General features: G+C 66.2%; 15 protein-coding genes. 5 read left to right on the top strand and 10 right to left on the bottom strand.

Annotated features, from left to right (window positions below):
- Nucleotides 1–47 precede the first annotated feature (47 nt).
- Nucleotides 48–443 carry an EF-hand domain-containing protein gene (locus ACDH77_RS00795; protein ID WP_011345899.1) on the bottom strand — a complete coding sequence of 132 codons (396 nt, stop codon included), beginning with the start codon at nt 441–443 and terminating at the stop codon, nt 48–50.
- Nucleotides 433–1,665, bottom strand: coding sequence for an acyl-CoA desaturase (locus ACDH77_RS00790; RefSeq protein ID WP_031420614.1), 1,233 nt, complete (start codon nt 1,663–1,665; stop codon nt 433–435). Before ACDH77_RS00790 ends, ACDH77_RS00795 begins: the two co-directional genes overlap by 11 nt.
- 120 nt (nt 1,666–1,785) lie before the next feature.
- On the opposite strand from ACDH77_RS00790, the gene ACDH77_RS00785 reads away from it, so the two are divergent.
- Together ACDH77_RS00785 and ACDH77_RS00780 are read left to right on the top strand one after the other, a co-directional pair.
- The gene (locus tag ACDH77_RS00785) at nt 1,786–2,631 is read left to right on the top strand and encodes an ABC transporter ATP-binding protein (protein ID WP_031420612.1); all 846 of its coding nucleotides are present in this window, start codon (nt 1,786–1,788) and stop codon (nt 2,629–2,631) included.
- Nucleotides 2,632–2,828: 197 nt separating this feature from the next.
- The gene (locus ACDH77_RS00780; protein WP_031420610.1) at nt 2,829–3,836 is read left to right on the top strand and encodes a TIGR00266 family protein; all 1,008 of its coding nucleotides are present in this window, start codon (nt 2,829–2,831) and stop codon (nt 3,834–3,836) included.
- 28 nt (nt 3,837–3,864) lie between these two features.
- Here the strand turns inward: ACDH77_RS00780 and ACDH77_RS00775 are convergent, their stop codons facing one another.
- A complete protein-coding gene (locus tag ACDH77_RS00775; protein WP_014088979.1) occupies nt 3,865–5,238 on the bottom strand; it encodes an amidohydrolase in 1,374 nt (457 codons plus the stop codon).
- A 174-nt stretch (nt 5,239–5,412) separates the two neighbouring features.
- On the opposite strand from ACDH77_RS00775, the gene ACDH77_RS00770 reads away from it, so the two are divergent.
- Entirely contained in the window at nt 5,413–6,456 is a 1,044-nt protein-coding gene (locus tag ACDH77_RS00770; protein ID WP_071117648.1) for a patatin-like phospholipase family protein, read from the top strand.
- A 405-nt stretch (nt 6,457–6,861) separates the two neighbouring features.
- Here ACDH77_RS00770 and ACDH77_RS00765 read toward each other — a convergent pair whose 3' ends face one another.
- Nucleotides 6,862–9,060 carry a TonB-dependent siderophore receptor gene (locus ACDH77_RS00765; protein ID WP_008575025.1) on the bottom strand — a complete coding sequence of 733 codons (2,199 nt, stop codon included), beginning with the start codon at nt 9,058–9,060 and terminating at the stop codon, nt 6,862–6,864.
- A gap of 292 nt (nt 9,061–9,352) precedes the next feature.
- Entirely contained in the window at nt 9,353–9,835 is a 483-nt protein-coding gene (locus tag ACDH77_RS00760) for an Lrp/AsnC family transcriptional regulator (RefSeq protein ID WP_003490476.1), read from the bottom strand.
- A gap of 127 nt (nt 9,836–9,962) precedes the next feature.
- Between ACDH77_RS00760 and phhA the strand changes: the two genes are divergently transcribed.
- On the top strand, nt 9,963–10,853 hold the full coding sequence (phhA, locus tag ACDH77_RS00755) for a phenylalanine 4-monooxygenase (RefSeq protein ID WP_008575026.1): 891 nt from the start codon (nt 9,963–9,965) through the stop codon (nt 10,851–10,853).
- 137 nt (nt 10,854–10,990) lie between these two features.
- Nucleotides 10,991–11,635: a DUF4375 domain-containing protein gene (locus ACDH77_RS00750; protein WP_031420600.1), complete on the top strand. Its 645-nt coding sequence runs from the start codon at nt 10,991–10,993 to the stop codon at nt 11,633–11,635.
- A gap of 226 nt (nt 11,636–11,861) precedes the next feature.
- On the opposite strand, the gene ACDH77_RS00745 is transcribed toward ACDH77_RS00750, so the two are convergent.
- The 5 genes from ACDH77_RS00745 to ACDH77_RS00725 all read right to left on the bottom strand — a co-directional run bounded on the left by ACDH77_RS00745 (nt 11,862) and on the right by ACDH77_RS00725 (nt 17,363).
- Complete coding sequence (locus ACDH77_RS00745; RefSeq protein ID WP_372353675.1) at nt 11,862–12,974, bottom strand: GDSL-type esterase/lipase family protein; 1,113 nt, start codon at nt 12,972–12,974, stop codon at nt 11,862–11,864.
- 220 nt (nt 12,975–13,194) lie between these two features.
- Nucleotides 13,195–13,857, bottom strand: coding sequence for an RpiB/LacA/LacB family sugar-phosphate isomerase (locus ACDH77_RS00740; RefSeq protein WP_008575029.1), 663 nt, complete (start codon nt 13,855–13,857; stop codon nt 13,195–13,197).
- Between the two features lie 233 nt (nt 13,858–14,090).
- Complete coding sequence (gene kduD / locus ACDH77_RS00735) at nt 14,091–14,846, bottom strand: 2-dehydro-3-deoxy-D-gluconate 5-dehydrogenase KduD (protein WP_008575030.1); 756 nt, start codon at nt 14,844–14,846, stop codon at nt 14,091–14,093.
- A 182-nt stretch (nt 14,847–15,028) separates the two neighbouring features.
- Nucleotides 15,029–15,883, bottom strand: coding sequence for a 5-dehydro-4-deoxy-D-glucuronate isomerase (kduI, locus tag ACDH77_RS00730; RefSeq protein ID WP_372166645.1), 855 nt, complete (start codon nt 15,881–15,883; stop codon nt 15,029–15,031).
- Nucleotides 15,884–16,304: 421 nt separating this feature from the next.
- A complete protein-coding gene (locus ACDH77_RS00725) occupies nt 16,305–17,363 on the bottom strand; it encodes a LacI family DNA-binding transcriptional regulator (protein WP_011345890.1) in 1,059 nt (352 codons plus the stop codon).
- Between the last annotated feature and the right edge of the window lie 131 nt (nt 17,364–17,494).

Below are 17,494 nucleotides of genomic sequence, written 5' to 3'. Positions count from 1 at the left end.
CGGCCGAGCTTGCCGAACGCAGCGTCAGCCACGCGCGAAGGTGCGCATCAGCGGGGCGGCGCCAGCAGTTCGCGTGCACTCAGGTAGCCGTCGCCATCGGCATCCTGCCGCGCGAAGCGCGCGATCAAGGTGGCACGATGCGCCGCACGGGTGATCGGCTTGCCGCGACGGCCCGGCAGTTCATCGCCTTGCAGCACGCCATCGTGATCGGTATCGCGTTGATCGAAGGCGTAGCTCATCCAGGCCAGATATTCGTCCAGGCTCACCCGCCCATCGCCATCGGTATCCATGCGCTGCAGATATTGCTGGCTGTCCTGGACCTGGGCCTGCGCGGCAATCGCCGGCACACAGGCACACCACACGACCAGCAAGGCACGCACGATCACGCCACGCGCCCGGTGTACACGCACCACAGCGCGCCTGCCGCCCGGGTTACGCACCACTCAGCGCATACCCCTTGAGCCGCGCCGCATACGCCTGCAACGCGGCATTGCCGCTGGCCTCGGCCTCATGGCACCACTGCTGCAATTGCCGGAGCCGTTCGGACGCATCGTGGCTGCGCGCTTCCAGTACCGCGGTCAGCCGCGCACGGTACTCGACCAGCGTGCGCATGCGCGGACGCTGCGCCACCCATGCCCGCAACTGTGCACGCGCGTCCGGCTTGAGCCAGCGCCCGTCGTCGACCAGGCCCTTGCGCAGGCGACGCGGCAGCAACTCGCGCAGCTTGGCGCCAGTGACGGCCGCCTCTTCGCGCAACGCCGGCTTGAGCACATTGCGCTGGTAGTCGGTCATGGCCTGGAACCGGTGCGAGAGCAGCGCCTTGAGCGTGTCGGCATCGGGCACGGCGATATTGGGGCGGATATCCAGCGACGGCGCCACCCGCAACACCTTGGCAAGGCCCAGTGCCTGCAAGCCGCGAATGGCGACCCAACCGATATCCAGCTCCCAACGCCGCATCGAAAACCGCGCCGAGCTCGGGAAGGCATGATGGTTGTTATGCAATTCTTCGCCACCGATCCACAGCGCCCAGGGCGTGAGGTTGGTGGAGGTGTCGGCCGATTCGAAATTGCGATAGCCCCACCAGTGGCCCAGGCCGTTGACCACACCGGCGGCCCAGAACGGAATCCACGCCATCTGGATTGCCCACAACGCAATTCCCGGCAATCCGAACAACACCGAGTTGATCACCAGCAACGCCATCGGGCCGGCGTTGGCATGCGGCGTGTACAGATGCCGTTCGATCCAGTCGCTGGGCGCGCCCTTGCCGTATTGCTCGATGTCGGCACGCTCGGCACGCGCCTGCCGATACAGCTCCACACCGCGCCAGAAAACCTGGCCGATGCCCTTGGTCTGCGGGCTGTGCGGGTCTTCCTCGGTCTCGACCTTGGCGTGATGCTTGCGATGGATCGCCACCCATTCGCGGGTGATCATCGAGGTGGTCAACCAGGTCCAGAAGCGGAAGAAATGCGCGATGGCCGGATGGAAATCTACACCGCGATGCGCCTGGCTGCGATGCAGGTACAAGGTCACTGCAAAGATGGTGAGCTGGGTGAAGACTAGCAGCACCGCCAGCATGCCCCACACGCCCAGCCCTGCCACGCCGGAAGTCAGAACGTCGATGATCGGATCGGACAACATCGGCATCTCCACAGCAGCGCTCTCCATTTGATGCAGACATGATGGGGGCGATCGCGGCAAACTTCACCCTTCGGATGCGTAGGGTTGCACCTACATTTCTAAAGCGGTTCAGACCCCCCTTCCCCACTTCCGTCTGCTGTCACCCGTATGACTGTTGCCACCGAACATGCTGCCGATTCCACTGTCGTTACTAACGCCGCCCAGCTGATCGAACTCGACCAGGCCAGCGTGATGCGCGGCCAGGTCCGGGTCCTGCATGCGCTGAGCCTGCGCATCGCGCTGGGGCAGCACACCGCGATCCTGGGGCCCAATGGCTGCGGCAAATCGTCCTTCATCAAATTGATCACGCGCGAGTTGTACCCGCTGGCGCGCGCCGACGGCCAGCCCGCAGTGAAGGTGATGGGACAAACGCGCTGGCAGGTGGATCGCCTGCGCTCGCAATTGGGCATCGTCACCGGCGATCTGAGCGTCAATCTGGCCGACATGCCCGGGCTGGATGTGGAAAGCGCGGTGCTCTCCGGATTCTTCGCCAGCTACGTGGTGCCGCCGCATCGCGAGATCAGCGACGACATGCGTGCACGCGCGCGCGAAGCGCTGGCGCTGGCGCGCGCATTGCCGCTGGTGGACCGGCAATTTGCGCAATTGTCGGCCGGCGAAACGCGCCGTGTGCTGATTGCGCGTGCGCTGGTCAATCGCCCGCAGGCGTTGCTGCTGGACGAGCCGTCCACCGGGCTGGATCTGGTGGCACGCCAGCACCTGCTCGAGACGATGCGGCACCTCGCCCGGCAAGGCATCACGCTGGTGCTGGTGACCCATCACATCGAAGAAATCGTGCCGGAGATCGAACGGGTGATCCTGCTGCGCGCCGGCAAGGTGGTGGCCGACGGCACGCGTGAGGCGCTGCTCACCGATGCCAGCCTGTCGGCCGTGTTCGATGGCCCGGTGCGGGTGCAGCGTGATGGCGCGCGCTGTTGGGCAACGGTGGGCGAGTAAGGGCCACCCATCCCGCAGCTCGCGCAGGCCGTGTCCTTGCACGAGCTGCCGGCGATGCTCCGCATCGCGATGGCGAAGCGCTCCGGACGGGCGCACAACCGCGTCACAACCACGCTCTGCAGACATGACCTTGGACACGGGACGCCGCCGCGGCGCTTGCGCTTAGACTCGCCGCACACACAGACAGGAGTCGTCCGATGGCCCAGTGGTATTTCCATAACCCCGGACAGGCCGACCGTATCGGCCCGCTCGACGATGCCAGCGCCCGCGCGCATGCGCAGCGCCAACCCGATGCGCTGGCCTGGCGCGACGGGCTCGATGGCTGGACGCCGGCCCGTCAGCTGGCCGAGCTGCAGGGGGGCGGTAGCGTGCCGCCGCCGTTGACCGGCATGAGCGGGCGCGCAGATGAGATCGACTACCGCATCGTCGGCAACGACATGCAGTTCGTCGAAGTCGAGCTGGACCCCGGCGAAAGCGCCATCGCCGAGGCCGGTGCGCTGATGTACAAGGACGCGGCGGTGCAGATGGACACCGTGTTCGGCGACGGCTCGCATGCCGGTCAAAGTGGCGGCGGGCTGATGGGCAAGCTGCTGTCGGCCGGCAAACGCGTGGTCACCGGCGAAAGCATGTTCACCACCGTGTTCACCCACGCCGGCAGCGGCAAGGCCAAGGTCGCTTTCGCCGCGCCCTACCCGGGCACGGTGCTGGCGCTGCGCCTGTCCGAGCATGGCGGCCAGCTGATCTGCCAGAAGGACAGCTTTTTGGCCGGCGCGCGCGGGGTGTCGCTGGGCATCGCCTTCCAGCGCAAGATCCTCACCGGCCTGTTCGGCGGCGAGGGCTTCATCATGCAGAAGCTCGAAGGCGACGGCTGGGTGTTCGTACATGCCGGCGGCACGGTCGTCGAACGCGAGCTGGGCCCGGGCGAGCGTATCGACGTGGACACCGGCTGCGTGGTGGCCTACCACGCCGGCGTGGACATGGACGTGCGCCGCGTTGCGGGCCTGAAGAGCATGTTCTTCGGCGGCGAAGGCGTGTTCCTGGCCACCCTCACCGGCCCGGGCAAGGTCTGGCTGCAATCGCTGCCGTTCTCGCGCATGGCCGGCCGCATGCTGCAGGCCGCCCCGCAAGCCGGCGGCCAACAGCGCGGCGAAGGCTCGGTGCTGGGCGGCCTGGGGCGGTTGCTGGATGGCGATAACCGCTTCTGACCTACATCCCGGCGCGGCCGCGCCCATCTCAGGAGGGCGGCGGCATCACGTTCATCACCGCCAGTGTCATCGCTTCCACGCCGGTCCGGATGCTTGGCTGCGGCACCGGCGCGAAGTCCGGCGAATGGTTCACCGGAATGCGCTCGCCCGTTTGCCGGGCCTGCTGCAGCCACTGCGGATCGAGTCCACCGATGCCGAAGTAGAACGACGGCACGCCGGCAGCGACGAAGGCCGAATAGTCTTCGCTGGCGGCACTCGGTTCGCGCTGGCGCTCGGCATCGACCCCGAACGCCTGCGCGAAAACCGCCCCGGTACGCTCGGCCAGCGCTGCATCGTTGATCACCGCCCTGGACCCGCGCTCGCCCAGGGCGATCTGCGGTACCGGCGCGCCGGCCATCTGCGCACTGGCCAGCGCGGTACGTCGCACGCCGTCGAGCAGCTTGTCGCGCACCTGAGGGTCGTGGCTGCGGATGGTGCCGCGCAGCTGCGCGCGGTCGGGGATGACGTTGCCGGCCGTGCCGGCGTTGAACGCTCCAATGCTGACCACGCCAAACGCAGCCGGGTCTTTTTCGCGACTGATCACGCTCTGCACATCGACAACGAAGCGCGCCGCGATCAGGATCGGATCGATCGTCGCGGCGGGCATCGCCCCATGCCCGCCCTTGCCTTGGAACACCACCTCCAGCGCATCGGAGTTGGAGGTCACCGCCCCGGCCTTGTAGAACACATGGCCGTAGGCATCCGGACCGACATGCAGGGCAAAGCCGTAGTCCGGCTTGCCGAACCGGGCAAACAGGCCATCGTCAAGCATCGCCTGCGCACCGCGACCCTTTTCCTCCGCTGGTTGGGCGATGAACATCAGCGTGCCGCGCCATTGGGCGCGCAGCTGCACCAAGGTTGCGGCCGTGCCGACCCAGGCCGCCATGTGAATGTCGTGACCGCAGGTATGCGCCACATAGGTATCGCGGTCACTGGACTGCAGATGGACGTCGCTGGCGTACGCCAGCCCCGTGGTTTCCCGCATCGGCAACGCATCCAGTTCAGTGCGCACCATGATCGTGGGGCCGGGGCCATTGTGATACATCGCCACCAGCCCGGTCCGGCCAATACCCGCGCTGACCTGAAACCCCAGCGCGCGCATTTCCTTGGCCAGCCGTTGCGCAGTCGCGGTTTCCTCGAAGCCCAGTTCGGGGTGCTGGTGCACGGTCCGGTATAGCGCCTCCCAACGTGGATAGTCCCGATCCAGAATGCCATCGACCTGCCGCTTGACCGCTACCGCGTCCAGCGCATGACAGGGCAATGCGGCTAGCAGCAGTGACAGCGCCAGTCCACGCAGCGGACACCGCGCAGACGCGTGATCGAAGATGCTGCTGCTGCAGACTGTGCGTTTGGCCGAGTCCATGCCCTACGGTACCAACGCAAGGACGCCCGATACCATCAGGGCAGGCGAGGTGTGCGCGCAGCGCGCAATATCTGCGCATGACGCCCTGCCGCCCGCCGCCAATGCAGACCGGCGGCCAGGGCTGCGGCGTGTATGCTGCGCCGCTGTCCACATCGCGCCCTGTGCACGCTCGCCATGACCGCCTTTCCTAGCAAGTGCCTCCTGTTGTCCCTGTCCCTGTCACTGGCCGGGCTGCTCAGCGCCTGCGGGGGCGAGCCACGCCAGGCGACACCGGCGCCGGTGGTGCAGGCACCTTCGGCCGCAGCCCCCAAGCCCATCAAGATCGGCGTCGCGCTCGGTGGCGGTGCGGCCAAGGGCTTTGCGCATATCGGGGTGATCAAGATGCTCGAGGCCAACGGCTTCGCACCGGTGGTGGTGTCTGGCACCAGCGCCGGCAGCGTGGTGGGCGCGTTGTATGCCAGCGGCATGGATGCGTTCCAAATGCAGGAAAAGGCCGTCGCGCTCGACCAGACCAGCATCCGCGATGTGCGGCTGTTTTCCGGTGGGCTGGTGCAGGGCCAGAAACTGCAGGACTACGTCAACGAACAGCTCGGCGGCAAGCCGATCGAAAAACTGCGCAAGCCGTTCGCGGCGGTCGCCACGCGACTGGAAGATGGCGAACGCACCGTGTTCGTGCGCGGTAATGCCGGCCAGGCGGTGCGCGCGTCCAGCAGCATCCCGGGCGTGTTCGAGCCGGTGACCATCGGTCAATATCACTTCGTCGATGGCGGCGTGGTCAGCCCGGTGCCGGTGGATGCAGCGCGCCAGTTGGGTGCCGAATTTGTGGTGGCGGTGGATATCTCCAGCAAGGCCAGCGGCAAGAATCCGGGTGACCTGCTGGGCACGGTGAACCAGTCGATTTCGATCATGGGCCAGCGCCTGGGCGAGGCCGAACTCAAACGTGCCGACGTGGTCATTCGCCCGAAGGTCAACGAGATCGGCTCGGCCGATTTCAACCAACGTGCTGCGGCGATCCTCGAAGGCGAGCGCGCCGCAATGGCGGTGATGCCGCAGATTCGCGCCAAGATTGCGCAACTGCAGGCCGCGCGCAGCAGCGCAGTCCGGACCGCCGCCGACCAGGCCAAAGCGGCCAAGCAACAGGCGTACGAGCGCTGCCTGGAACAACGCTCGCGTTGGGAAAAATTGCGTGGCAAGGACCAGGCCTGCGTGGCACCGTGATGCGGCTGCGGTGCGAGGCGATCCGCAGTTGATGCCGGTGCCGCGCGAGCTCATGCGGAACTGAGCGGGCGTGGGCGCCTGGTTCGAGACGCGCGCATTTAGACCAGATGCGTGGGGCGACTGCGTTATTGATGCCTTGTGCTGATGTCCTGAGGGTGGCCGGACAAGGTCGCGGCCTGAGCCGCTTCGACGACGGCGTGGCGGTTCTTTCGGGTGCGCTGAGACGTGTCGGATGGGCGCGCGGCCGGGGCCGCTCCGACCGGGGCGGGGGTCTTTGGGTGTATCGGCGACGTCGGCACGGCCGGCACCGCGCTTGTAGGAGCGGCCCTGGCCGCGAGGCCTTATCGGTAGCAACGCCTGGACTTGATGGGCAATGTCTCAAGCCCAGACGTCATCGGCAATGCCTCAATACCGCCAACGCAGCGACACGCTGACAAAGCGCGGTTCGCCGTAGTTCTGATAATCCAGATTCGCCCAATAGGTCTTGTCGAACGCATTGCGCACCGCCAGCGTGGCGGTCCATTGGTCGCTGATGCGGTAGTTGGCGTTGAAATGCACCAGCGCGTACGGGTTCTGCACCACCGTGACCGGGGTGGTGGCGCCAGTGCCGTCGCCGGTGGGGCGCGCGATATTGAAGCCGCGCACCGCGCTCTGCCAGCTCACGCCGCCGCCGATGCTCAAGCGGTCCCACGTCCCCGGCAGGCGCCACTGGGTGGAGAGCTGCAGATAATCTTCGGGCAGGTTGGCGTAGATCGCATCGGTCGGCGCGCGGGTGACCTTGACGTGGGTATAGCCAGCGTTGATGGTCCAGCCGGGCAGCACTTCGCCATTGAAGTCCACTTCCCATCCGCGGCTCTTGGTGCCGTCCACGCCGATGTACGCAGAGCTGCCATCCGGCAGCGAGGCTTCCGGCTGGGTCATGTCGCGCACCGCGTAGTTGTCCTGCTTGGCCTCGAACACGGCAGCAGTGGCCATCGCATGACCATCGAACAACTGCGCCTTGATGCCGGCTTCCAGGTTGGAGCCTTCCACCGGTGCGAGCAGGTTGTTGTCCTTGTCGCGGTAGTTCTGCGGATTGAAGATTTCGGTGTAGCTGGCGTACACCGACACATCCGGCACGATGTCGTAGACCAGACCCACGTACGGGGTGACTTCGTCGCTGACGTCATAACGGCCGCTGGTGCCGGTGTAGCTGCCGCTGGCATTGAACGCCTGGGTGCGGGTCTCCCACGAACTCAGTCGCGCGCCGGCAATCAACGACAGCGGGTCGGCCAGCCGCAAGCGCGTGGAGGCATACACGCCGCGCTGGGTGGTGCGTGCCTGGCGACGCGCACCGGTGCGCGTATAGGTCACTTCCGAAGCGTCGCCATTCCAATGGCGGATGTTGGGAATGAAATAGCAACGTTCGCTGCCGCAGGTGGCCCAGTCGTCGGGATAGGTCTGCGCCAGGGTATAGGTGGTCGATTGCAGGTCCTGCCAGCTGCCGCCGATCACCACATCGTGCTGGCGGCCGAACAGGGCGAATCCGCCGGACAGATACACGTCCACGCTATCGCGCGTGTCCTGCGTTTCGCCAGCGTTGGCGCGCAGAAACACGCCGCTGCCATCGGCGGCCGGGTAACCGGTGCCGTAGACGCGCAGGCTCTGCACGGCGCCCTTGGTGTGGGCGGCGTTGACGCGCAGTAACCAGTCCTGCCCGAAGCGTTGTTCCAGGTTGGCAAACGCGGTGCTGGTTTCGCGCTGCCAGCGGGTCCATTCCGGCGCCATGTTGGTCGAGCGCGACAGGTTGGCGAAGGAGCCGTCGGCCGCGAAGAACGGCACCGTGCCCCAGGTCGAGCCGACGGGGGTGTTGTCCTGGCGCTGATAGCCGACGGTGAGCGTGGTGCTGTCGGTCAGATCGCCTTCCAGCACTGCCATGCCCGACATCTTGTTGTCGTGGTACCGGTCGTAGTAGTAATCGCGGTCTTGCCAGGCCGCGACCACTCGGCTGCGCCAGCGCCCGTCTTCGGTCAGCGGCGCATTGACGTCGGCCTGCATGCGGCGGAAATCCCAGGTGCCGGCACTGACTGCAAACGAGGCATCGAAGTCCTTGCCCGGGCGCTTGCGCAGCAGGTTGACCGTGGCCGAGGGAATGCCGGCGCCGGTGAGCAGGCCGTTGGCGCCGCGGATCACCTCGATGCGGTCGTAGAAGACCGTGTCGTATTCCTGGTTGGTCGCACCGCTGTAGGTGGGCAGGCCATCGACCTGGAAGTCGGTGATCTGGAAACCGCGCGCGAAATACAGCGGGCGCTGGGTGTCGTAGAAGGACACGTTGACGCCGGTGACGTTGCGCATCACATCGTCGATGCTGAACAGCGATTGCTCTTCCAGGCGCTGCAGCCCGATCACGCTCACCGATTGCGGCGTTTCCTGCAAGGTCAGCGGCAGGCGTGTGGTGGTGGCCGGCTGCGCGCGGCTCACCGTGCCGTTGACGCTGACCTGGTCGAGCGTCGTGGCGTTGGTCGCGTCGGCGGATTCGGCGGCATGGGCGGCGGGAGCCAAGGTCGACAGCGCGCACAGCAGCGCGGCAGGCAACAAGCCAAGGGGAGCGATGGCAGCAGACATGGGGCGTTCTCGTCGATCGCTGCGGACGCAGCGCGTCACGCAACAGGGAAAGGCACAGGCACACGCGGGCGTCCACTCGAACCGGCTGGCTGACCCTGCATGGGCTGGCGATGCGACACGAACGACATGGCCGGACGCGGCCAGGATGTGAGGTAAATGTAAATCGTTATCGTTTATGTGGCAAGCAGCACGTTTCTTGCGTCCGCCTGGAAACCGGCGCAACGCCGGTGCGTCTTGCCGGCTGCGGCATGCGAGCGCGCCCTACCCTACCGGCACGCGGCTGGTTTGCACCTCAGGCCAGATGCGACAGCGGCAGACCTTCCGGCGCCTTCACCGTGCGCAGCACGAAGCTGGAATTCACATCCGACACGCCGGTGGCATTGAGCAGGCGATCGAGCAGAAACCGCGAGAAGTGTTCCAGGTCGCGGACCTGTACCTGCAGCAGGTAATCCATGTCGCCGGTCAGCGCCCAGCACGCCACCACCTCGTCCCAGCCGCGCACGCCCTCGGCGAAATGTTCGATGTCGGCCTGCCCGTGCTGCTCCAGCTGCACGCGCACGAACGCCTGCAAGCCCAGTCCCAGCGCGCGCGCGTCCAGGCGCGCGCCATAGCCGGCGATGATGCCGGCCGCCTCCAGCCGCTGGGTGCGGCGCAGGCACGCCGACGCCGACAGATTGACCTGCACGGCCAGCTCCGCATTACTGCTGCGCCCCTGCGTCTGCAGCAGGGCGAGCAGACGCAAATCGGTGCGGTCCAGGGCGATGGGTTGATCCATATGTTGCGCAGCAGCAGACGATGACGCACGAATCTTGCGCCAATCCGCTTGCACCGCGCAAGATTCGCAATCCCGTTGCGCGCACATCCGGCTAAGGTGACGGCTGATCACCGGGAAGAGCCGCTGCATGAATACCGCCCCGCAACGCGTCGAAAACCAGCTCACCGACAAAGGCTATGTGCCGGTCTACACCACCGCGGTGGTGGAGCAGCCGTGGGACAGCTACAGCGCCGACGACCACGCCACCTGGGGCACCTTGTATCGGCGCCAGCGCGAGCTGCTGGTGGGCCGCGCCTGCGACGAGTTCCTGCAGGCGCAGGACGCGATGGGCATGGGCGAAACGCACATCCCGCGCTTCGATGCGCTCAATCGCGTGCTGCAGGCGGCCACCGGCTGGACCCTGGTCGGCGTGCAGGGCCTGCTGCCGGAACTGGACTTTTTCGAACATCTGGCCAACAAACGCTTTCCGGTGACGTGGTGGATCCGCCGGCCCGATCAGATCGATTACATCGCCGAACCCGATCTGTTCCATGACCTGTTCGGCCACGTGCCGTTGTTGATGAACCCGCTGTTTGCCGACTTCATGCAGGCCTATGGCCGCGGCGGGGTCAAGGCGCACGGCATCGGCCCGGACGCGCTGCAGAACCTCACCCGGCTGTACTGGTACACGGTGGAATTCGGTCTGATCGACACGCCACAGGGCCTGCGCATCTACGGTGCCGGCATCGTGTCGTCCAAGGGCGAATCGCTGTATTCGCTGGAATCGCCGGCACCCAACCGCATCGGGTTCGACCTGCAACGCATCATGCGCACGCGCTACCGCATCGACAGCTTCCAGAAGACCTATTTCGTCATCGACAGCTTTGCGCAGCTGATGGAGGCCACCGCGCCGGACTTCACCCCGATCTATGCCGAGCTTGCGCAGCAACCGCAGGTGCCGGCGGGTGACGTGCTGCCGGGCGATCGGGTGATCCAACGCGGCAGCGGCGAGGGTTGGAGCCGCGACGGCGACGTGTGAGGCTGCTGCCGAGGTCACGCCGACCAACCGCTGCGCGGCGGCGCGGCGCGGTCACGATGCCGCGATGTGACCTGCATCGACTCGACACCACCGCCGACGCGCACTAAGGTCAAACCTCCCTACATCGCCTTCGCTCAATGGACCTGACGCATCTGCGCATCCGGCGCTTGGAGCTGGACGACACCCGCCTGCTGTTCACCCTGGCCAACGGCATCCGCATCGACGAGCCCATCCAGGCGCATCGGCTCCTGCTCAAGGCATCGCCGCCGCAACGCACGCAATGGCAGATCACCGAGGACGGCTTCGGGGTGAACTGGCCCGCGGTGGCGCCTCCCACCGCGGAGGGCCTGCTCAACATGCCCGAGTTGCTGTGGCGCCGCCGCGCTGCCCGCGCCCAGGCCAAGCTCGCCCAGTTGCGCGGGCGCATGGATGCGCTGTCGCCGGGCGAACGCGAACTGATCGCGCTGGCGCGGCTGGATGCGGACATGAACGAGAGCGGCTACGCCCGCTATTTCGACCGCTGGGATGCGGCGACCCGCAGCGATGCTTTGCGGGGGCTGGCCGCCATGGGCGCGGCGCAAGCGCGTCAAGCCATCGAGGGCCTGGGCGCGGTGTTCGAGCGCCTGGAAGAAGATCCGAATCTGCTCAGCATCGAAGACATTCTCGATGCCATGAGCGACACCGACCGCCAACGCGTGGACGGGTGGGAAGAGGTCTACTACCGCCGCTCGGCCGAACTGGCGCGCCTGGGGCTGACGCACTACGGGGTGGATAAGGCCTGACGGTGCTGGAAAGCTTGCATCGCTGGATGTCGGCCGCGACCACCCCTGACATGGTTTGTGCGCCGGCGTGATCGGCTGTCTGCCGTCGCTGGCTCCTGCCGCTGATCCGCTGCAGCCATCTGCACGTGGAAGCAGGCGACTCGCACGCTGGCCGTGCCTGATAACAACTCAGCCCATTTGAAAAACGCGGCGCTTCGTTGCAGCTGCGCTGTCTGGGGCGCGAGGGCTACTTGGATGCGGTGTACGCCAGCAACAGCACCAGCGGTTCTTCGCCGGTTTGCTGCAAGGCGTGCGTGCTGCCCGGCCGCGTCAACAACGCATCGCCAGCGGCGACATCGTATTGCTTTCCGTCCAGCGCATATAAACCGCGCCCACTGACGATGTAATAAATCTCATCCTTGTCGTGCAGATGCAGGCCGATGCCGGCGCCCTTGTGCAGCACGCGTTTGCGCAGCACGAATTTCAGCGCCGGTGCATCTGCGAAGAACGGATACGCCGTGGTCGGGCCGGCGCCGCCATGCGGGCCGGGCTGTTCGCGGGCGAGATCGCGCTCGTGCACCACCAGCGAGGGATGCGCCTGCGCGGCGCGTTGCGCGCTGGTGTCGGGCGCAGCACCGCAATCGGCGTCGCGCTGCAGCTGCGCCTTGAGCGCCGGCTGCAGCTGCAACCAACCGTGCACCACCAGGCAGGCGATGGCGGTCGCGCCGGCGCGGCTGAAGTGGGTACCGTCGGCCTTGCCCTGTTCGGGCACGAACAGGAAATACGGTTTGGCCGCCTGCTCGCCGAGTGCGCGAATCCAGTCGCTGGAACTGGCGTTGAGATCGATCAAGCCAACGTGTTCCTGCGCGGCGAGTTGCTGCATCGCCAAGGTGTAGCGACCGTGGGTGTCGAGCAACGCGCCGAAGTCGTACAACAGCCGGGCGGCCGGCGTAATCAGGATGGGCGTCGCGCCTTTGTCGCGCGCAGTGGCGACATAGCGGCGCAGGAACTGCACGTAGTCGGTCGTGGGGTCGGTATAGCGCGTGGGGTCTTCGCGTTTGGCGTCGTTGTGGCCGAACTGGATCAGCAAGACATCGCCGCGTTGCAATTCTTTTGCGATGGCATCCAGCCGCCCTTCGGCGATGAAACTGCGCGTGCTGCGGCCGCCCTTGGCGTGATTGCGCACCTGCCATTGCGCCGGGTCGAACCAGTCCTGCAGCAGTTGGCCCCAACCGGCTTGCGGCGCGCGCTCGGCGCCGTATTCGGCGGCGGTGGAATCGCCGGCGATGAAGATGCGGTGGGGTTCGGCGCGGGCGCTATTTGCGCAGAGCAGCAGCAATGCGAACAGCAGCAGACGCATGATGGGCTCCGGGAACAATGCTAAGGACGCGACGCTGTTTCCTTCTCCCATCGGGAGAAGGTGCCCGAAGGGCGGATGAGGGTGCGGCGGCAAGGAAATGTTGGACGGCCGTCCTGTCTTCTCAAGCCTTTCAAGCCTCCCCGTTCAGGCCAGCTGTCTTCGCCTTACCCTCACCCCAACCCCTCTCCCGGCGGGAGAGGGGCTAAAACGCACTGACTAATTACGCAGCTGCAGCAGCAGCTTCGGTCTTGCCCAGCAGGCCGGCAACGAAGTTGCGGATTTCAGCATCCTGGGCGTTGTCGAAGAAGCACTGCTGGAAGCGCTCGCCGCCGATGGCCTGCTTGATCAGTTCCGGGTCGATGGCGCGCAGGCCGTCCAGGTACGACTTGGCGGTGGCCTGCTTGAGCTGGGTCAGGATGCCGGCGTTGGCCTGCTGCGATTCGCGACGCTCGGCCGGGTAACCCATGCCACGCTCGCCGCTGAAGGCCTTTTCGAAGATGTAGCGCACGTTGATTTCCGCGCCCCAGCCGTAGCCCTTGGCAAACGCCAGCGACAGCGCGTTGCCGTTGTTGACCTGGGCAAACAGGTAGGCGTCGGTCGGCTCGATGCAGTAGCCGCAAAACACGCCCGGATGGGCGTTGAGCGACATCATCGCGCCCTGGCCGGTGCCGCAACCGGCAACCACGAAGTCCACCGCCTTGGAGTTCAGCAGCAAGCTGGCGACGATGCCCAGGTGGATGTAGGTCAGGCGGTGGTCGTTGTCGCCGTCCATGCCGACGTTGAACACGCTGTGGCCCTGCTCGCTGGCGACCTCGTTGAGCTGCTGCAGGATCACCGGGTTCTTGGCGGCCTGGCTAAACTCATTCATGAGTGCGATTTTCATGGGGATGCTCCGATTGGTTTGGGGAAGTTGTGTCGACTGTGGAGTCGGTTGGTGTGCGCGCCTGGGTGCGGTCTTGATTCGCTTTTCAGGTGCGTTGTCGGTGAGCGATCAGGTTCTGAAGAACGTGTCGGAGCTGCGGGACGCGTCTGGTCATGTGCGTGCACCCCGACCCTCATCCGCCCTTCGGGCACCTTCTCCCACTGGGAGAAGGAGAGCCGTACAGAGGCGAGCGCTTAGCGCGCCAGCCAACCACCGTCGACCGGAATGATGGCGCCGTTGACGTAGTCCGACGCGCTGCTGGCCAGGAACACCGCGGTGCCGCCCAGGTCGGCCGGCACGCCCCAGCGCGCGGCCGGAATGCGGTCCAGGATGGCCTTGTTGCGGTCTTCGTCGGCACGCAGCTGCGCGGTGTTGTCGGTGGCCATATAGCCCGGTGCGATGGCATTGGTGGTCACGCCCTTGCTGGCCCATTCGTTGGCAAGCAGGCGGGTGATGCCGGCGATGCCGGACTTGCTGGCAGTGTAGGACGGCACGCGGATACCGCCCTGGAACGACAGCATCGAGGCGATGTTGATGATCTTGCCGCGGCCTTGCGCGATGAAGTGACGGCCTGCGGCCTGCGCCATGAAGAAGGCCGATTTCAGGTTGACGTTGAGCACGTCGTCCCAGTCCTGCTCGCTGAAATCCACCGCATCGGTGCGACGGATCAGGCCGGCGTTGTTGACCAGAATATCCAGCCCGCCGAGGCCGGCGATGGTCTCCTCGATGATGCGCTGCACCGGCTCGATGCTGATCAGGTTGGCTTCGATGGCGATGAAGCGGCGGCCCAACGCCTTGACCTTGGCTTCGGTCTCGGTGGGCGCCTGGATGCCGGCGGCAGCGATGTCGGCACCTGCCTCGGCCAAGGCCAATGCGATGCCCTGGCCCAGGCCGGTATTGGCACCGGTGACCAGTGCGACCTTGCCTTCGAGACTGAACGGATTGCTCATTACCTTATCGCTCCTGCTGGATGTGCCGTGGTGTGATGAGTAAGCCGCGCAGCGCGCGGCCGGGTTGTACGAACTGCTGCAACGCCGGCGCCCAACTGGGTCGCGCCAGCGTTGTTGGCGCTCGCCTCGCACAAGGCGGCGTCATGTCTGGCCTGGTGGGTGCCGGCGCGTCGACGCAGGCCTTACTTGAGCTGGCAGATGTCCAGCACGTGCATGTCGGTGTAATCCAGGTTTTCGCCGCCCATTGCCCAGATGAAGGCGTAATTGCTGGTGCCGGCGCCCATGTGGATGGACCACGGCGGCGACACCACCGCTTCGTTGTTCTGGATCACGATGTGGCGCTGCGCATCGGGTTCGCCCATGAAGTGGTAGACGCGGTCGTTGGCGCCCAGGTCGAAATAGAAATACACCTCGCTGCGGCGGTCGTGCAGATGCGGCGGCATGGTGTTCCAGACGCTGCCGGGCTTGAGCACGGTCAGGCCGAGCAACAGCTGCGAGGACTGGCAGGTGGCCGGCACGATGTACTGGTAGATGGTGCGCTCGTTGCTGGTTTCCAGCGCACCGCGCTCCAGTGCCACCGCATCCTTGATCGAGAGCTGCTTGGTCTCAAAGCGCGCATGCGCCGGCGTGGAGGCGAGATAGAACCTGGCCGGGTTGGCCGCGTCTTCGGAAGCAAAACTGACATCGGTGCTGCCCATCGCCACGTACAGGCCGTCCTTGGGCCCCAGCGTGTAGGCGGTGCCGTCCACGGTCACCGTGCCGGTGCCTGCGCCGACATTGAGAACGCCCAGCTCGCGACGCTCCAGGAACGGATGCCCCGCGGCCGAGGCGGGCTCGGTCTGCCTGGGCAGTTCCAGCGTCTTGCCCAACGGCGCGGCGCCACCGAGCACGAAGCGCTCGTAGTGGGTGTACTTGAGCGTCACCGCGTCATCCACGAACAGCCCATCGAGCAGATACAGCTCGCGCAGCGCGTCGTTGCTGGCGCCCTTGATGGCGTCGGGATGGGTGGCGTAGTGCGTTTTGCAGTACAGGGACATGGCACTTCTCCGAGGCAAGCGAGGGGGAACGTGGGCTTGCACGGGGCTAGTCTACCGACTCTGGTTAACCGGTGTCATTGCGCAGTGCACGAAAGACGGTGTCGGTGGACGCACGGACTACCAACTCCCTTCTCCCATCGGGAGAAGGTGCCCCGCAGGGGCGGATGAGGGTACGAGGCTGCGCGCTGTGTTGAAGAGCACAGCTTGCTTTGTGGGTGGTGGCCTATTGCCTTCCGGCGCAAGCCTGAGCTTTCTAAATTGGCTGCCTGCCGCCTTACCCTCACCCCAACCCCCGCTCCGCGCCCCGGCCCGCGCCAGCGGCGCGGGCGCTCCAAGGCACGCGCGGCGATGCCGCGCAAGCTGTGCCTTCTCGCCCCGGCGGGAGAGGGGCTTTGTTCCTCTTCCGCCATGACCAAGTAGCTCAATCTTCCGGCGGCTGGCAGGAGTCGCGCACGATCAGGTGCGGCCGCACGCTGGCGGTGGGCAGCTGCGGCGCGTTGTCGGGCTGGATCAGCATCGCCGCGGCGGTGCGGCCGGTGTCGCGGGTGTGGCGGCGCACCGAGGTCAACGGCGGCCACAGCCGCGAGGCCAGCGAGCTGTCGTCGTAGCCGATCACCGAGAGCTGGCGCGGGATACTGATGCCGGCGCGCAGGGCGACCTTGTAGATACCGGCGGCCATTTCGTCGTTACCGGTGAAGATGGCGGTGGGGCGCTTCTTGCCCAGCAGCAGCTTTTCGGCCGCCGCCACGCCCGATTCGAAGGTGTAACCGGCTTCGACGATGCGCTCGGGCGGCAGTTCGATGCCGCGCCGGGTCAGCGCGTCGGCAAAGCCGGAGGTGCGTTCGATCGAGGAGCGGTAGGCGCTGGGGCCGGTGACCAGGGCGATGTCGCGGTGGCCCAGCGAAAGCAGGTAATCGGCCGCCTCCGCTGCCCCGTCGCGGTCGTGGGTGATCACCGTCTGCGAGGTGGTGTCCAGCGCGATCGAGGCGATGCGGGTGTAGCGGCAACCGATCTCGGCCAGCATGTCGGCCAGCGCCTGGTCTTCGGAGGCGCGTGGCACCAGGATCACGCCGTGCAGCTTCTGCGCCTGCGCAAAGCGGCGCACGCCTTCGATATAGCCGGGACTGCGGCTGTCGCAGGGGTGCACCACCAGTTCGAAGCTGGAACCGCGCAGCGCGTCCAGCGCGCCGTACTGCATGTCCACGATGTATTGCGCGGTGGGGTTGTCGTAGACCATGCCGATCAGGAACGAACGGCGGAACGCCAGCCCGCGCGCGAGCGGATCCGGCGCATAGCCGACCTCGCGCATCAGCGCCTCGACCTTCTCGCGCGTGTCCTGCCGCACCAGCGGCGAATTGTTGATGATCCGCGAGACGGTCTTCTTGGACACGCCCGACATCCGCGCGATGTCGTTGATCGTTGCGACCCGACCCTTCGGCAGGCCAGGCATTCCCTCTTCAGGCATCTTGCGGGCGGGCATAGCGGTCAACCAGTAAAGTTGATTGGATTCTACCGGCCCGACGGCCGGCAGACCTGAGCGAAGCCTGCCGCTGCACCGGGTCCGCCGTGACGGGCCCGCCACAGCAGGCAGCGCCACGACATGCCCGCCGA

It is taken from the genome of Xanthomonas axonopodis pv. maculifoliigardeniae, from assembly GCF_041519315.1.
Taxonomy (GTDB): domain Bacteria; phylum Pseudomonadota; class Gammaproteobacteria; order Xanthomonadales; family Xanthomonadaceae; genus Xanthomonas; species Xanthomonas euvesicatoria.
The sequence above is the reverse complement of the archived record's forward strand: the minus strand, read 5'-3'. Positions and strand labels throughout refer to the sequence as shown.

Bases quoted from the DNA above. Each gene is read 5' to 3' on its own strand.
- ACDH77_RS00790 (WP_031420614.1), bottom strand. From the start codon at position 1,665: ATGGAGAGCGCTGCTGTGGAGATGCCGATGTTGTCCGATCCGATCATC.
- ACDH77_RS00785 (WP_031420612.1), top strand. From the start codon at position 1,786: ATGACTGTTGCCACCGAACATGCTGCCGATTCCACTGTCGTTACTAAC.
- ACDH77_RS00780 (WP_031420610.1), top strand. From the start codon at position 2,829: ATGGCCCAGTGGTATTTCCATAACCCCGGACAGGCCGACCGTATCGGC.
- ACDH77_RS00775 (WP_014088979.1), bottom strand. From the start codon at position 5,238: ATGGACTCGGCCAAACGCACAGTCTGCAGCAGCAGCATCTTCGATCAC.
- ACDH77_RS00770 (WP_071117648.1), top strand. From the start codon at position 5,413: ATGACCGCCTTTCCTAGCAAGTGCCTCCTGTTGTCCCTGTCCCTGTCA.
- ACDH77_RS00765 (WP_008575025.1), bottom strand. From the start codon at position 9,060: ATGTCTGCTGCCATCGCTCCCCTTGGCTTGTTGCCTGCCGCGCTGCTG.
- ACDH77_RS00760 (WP_003490476.1), bottom strand. From the start codon at position 9,835: ATGGATCAACCCATCGCCCTGGACCGCACCGATTTGCGTCTGCTCGCC.
- phhA (WP_008575026.1), top strand. From the start codon at position 9,963: ATGAATACCGCCCCGCAACGCGTCGAAAACCAGCTCACCGACAAAGGC.
- ACDH77_RS00750 (WP_031420600.1), top strand. From the start codon at position 10,991: ATGGACCTGACGCATCTGCGCATCCGGCGCTTGGAGCTGGACGACACC.
- ACDH77_RS00745 (WP_372353675.1), bottom strand. From the start codon at position 12,974: ATGCGTCTGCTGCTGTTCGCATTGCTGCTGCTCTGCGCAAATAGCGCC.
- ACDH77_RS00740 (WP_008575029.1), bottom strand. From the start codon at position 13,857: ATGAAAATCGCACTCATGAATGAGTTTAGCCAGGCCGCCAAGAACCCG.
- kduD (WP_008575030.1), bottom strand. From the start codon at position 14,846: ATGAGCAATCCGTTCAGTCTCGAAGGCAAGGTCGCACTGGTCACCGGT.
- kduI (WP_372166645.1), bottom strand. From the start codon at position 15,883: ATGTCCCTGTACTGCAAAACGCACTACGCCACCCATCCCGACGCCATC.
- ACDH77_RS00725 (WP_011345890.1), bottom strand. From the start codon at position 17,363: ATGCCCGCCCGCAAGATGCCTGAAGAGGGAATGCCTGGCCTGCCGAAG.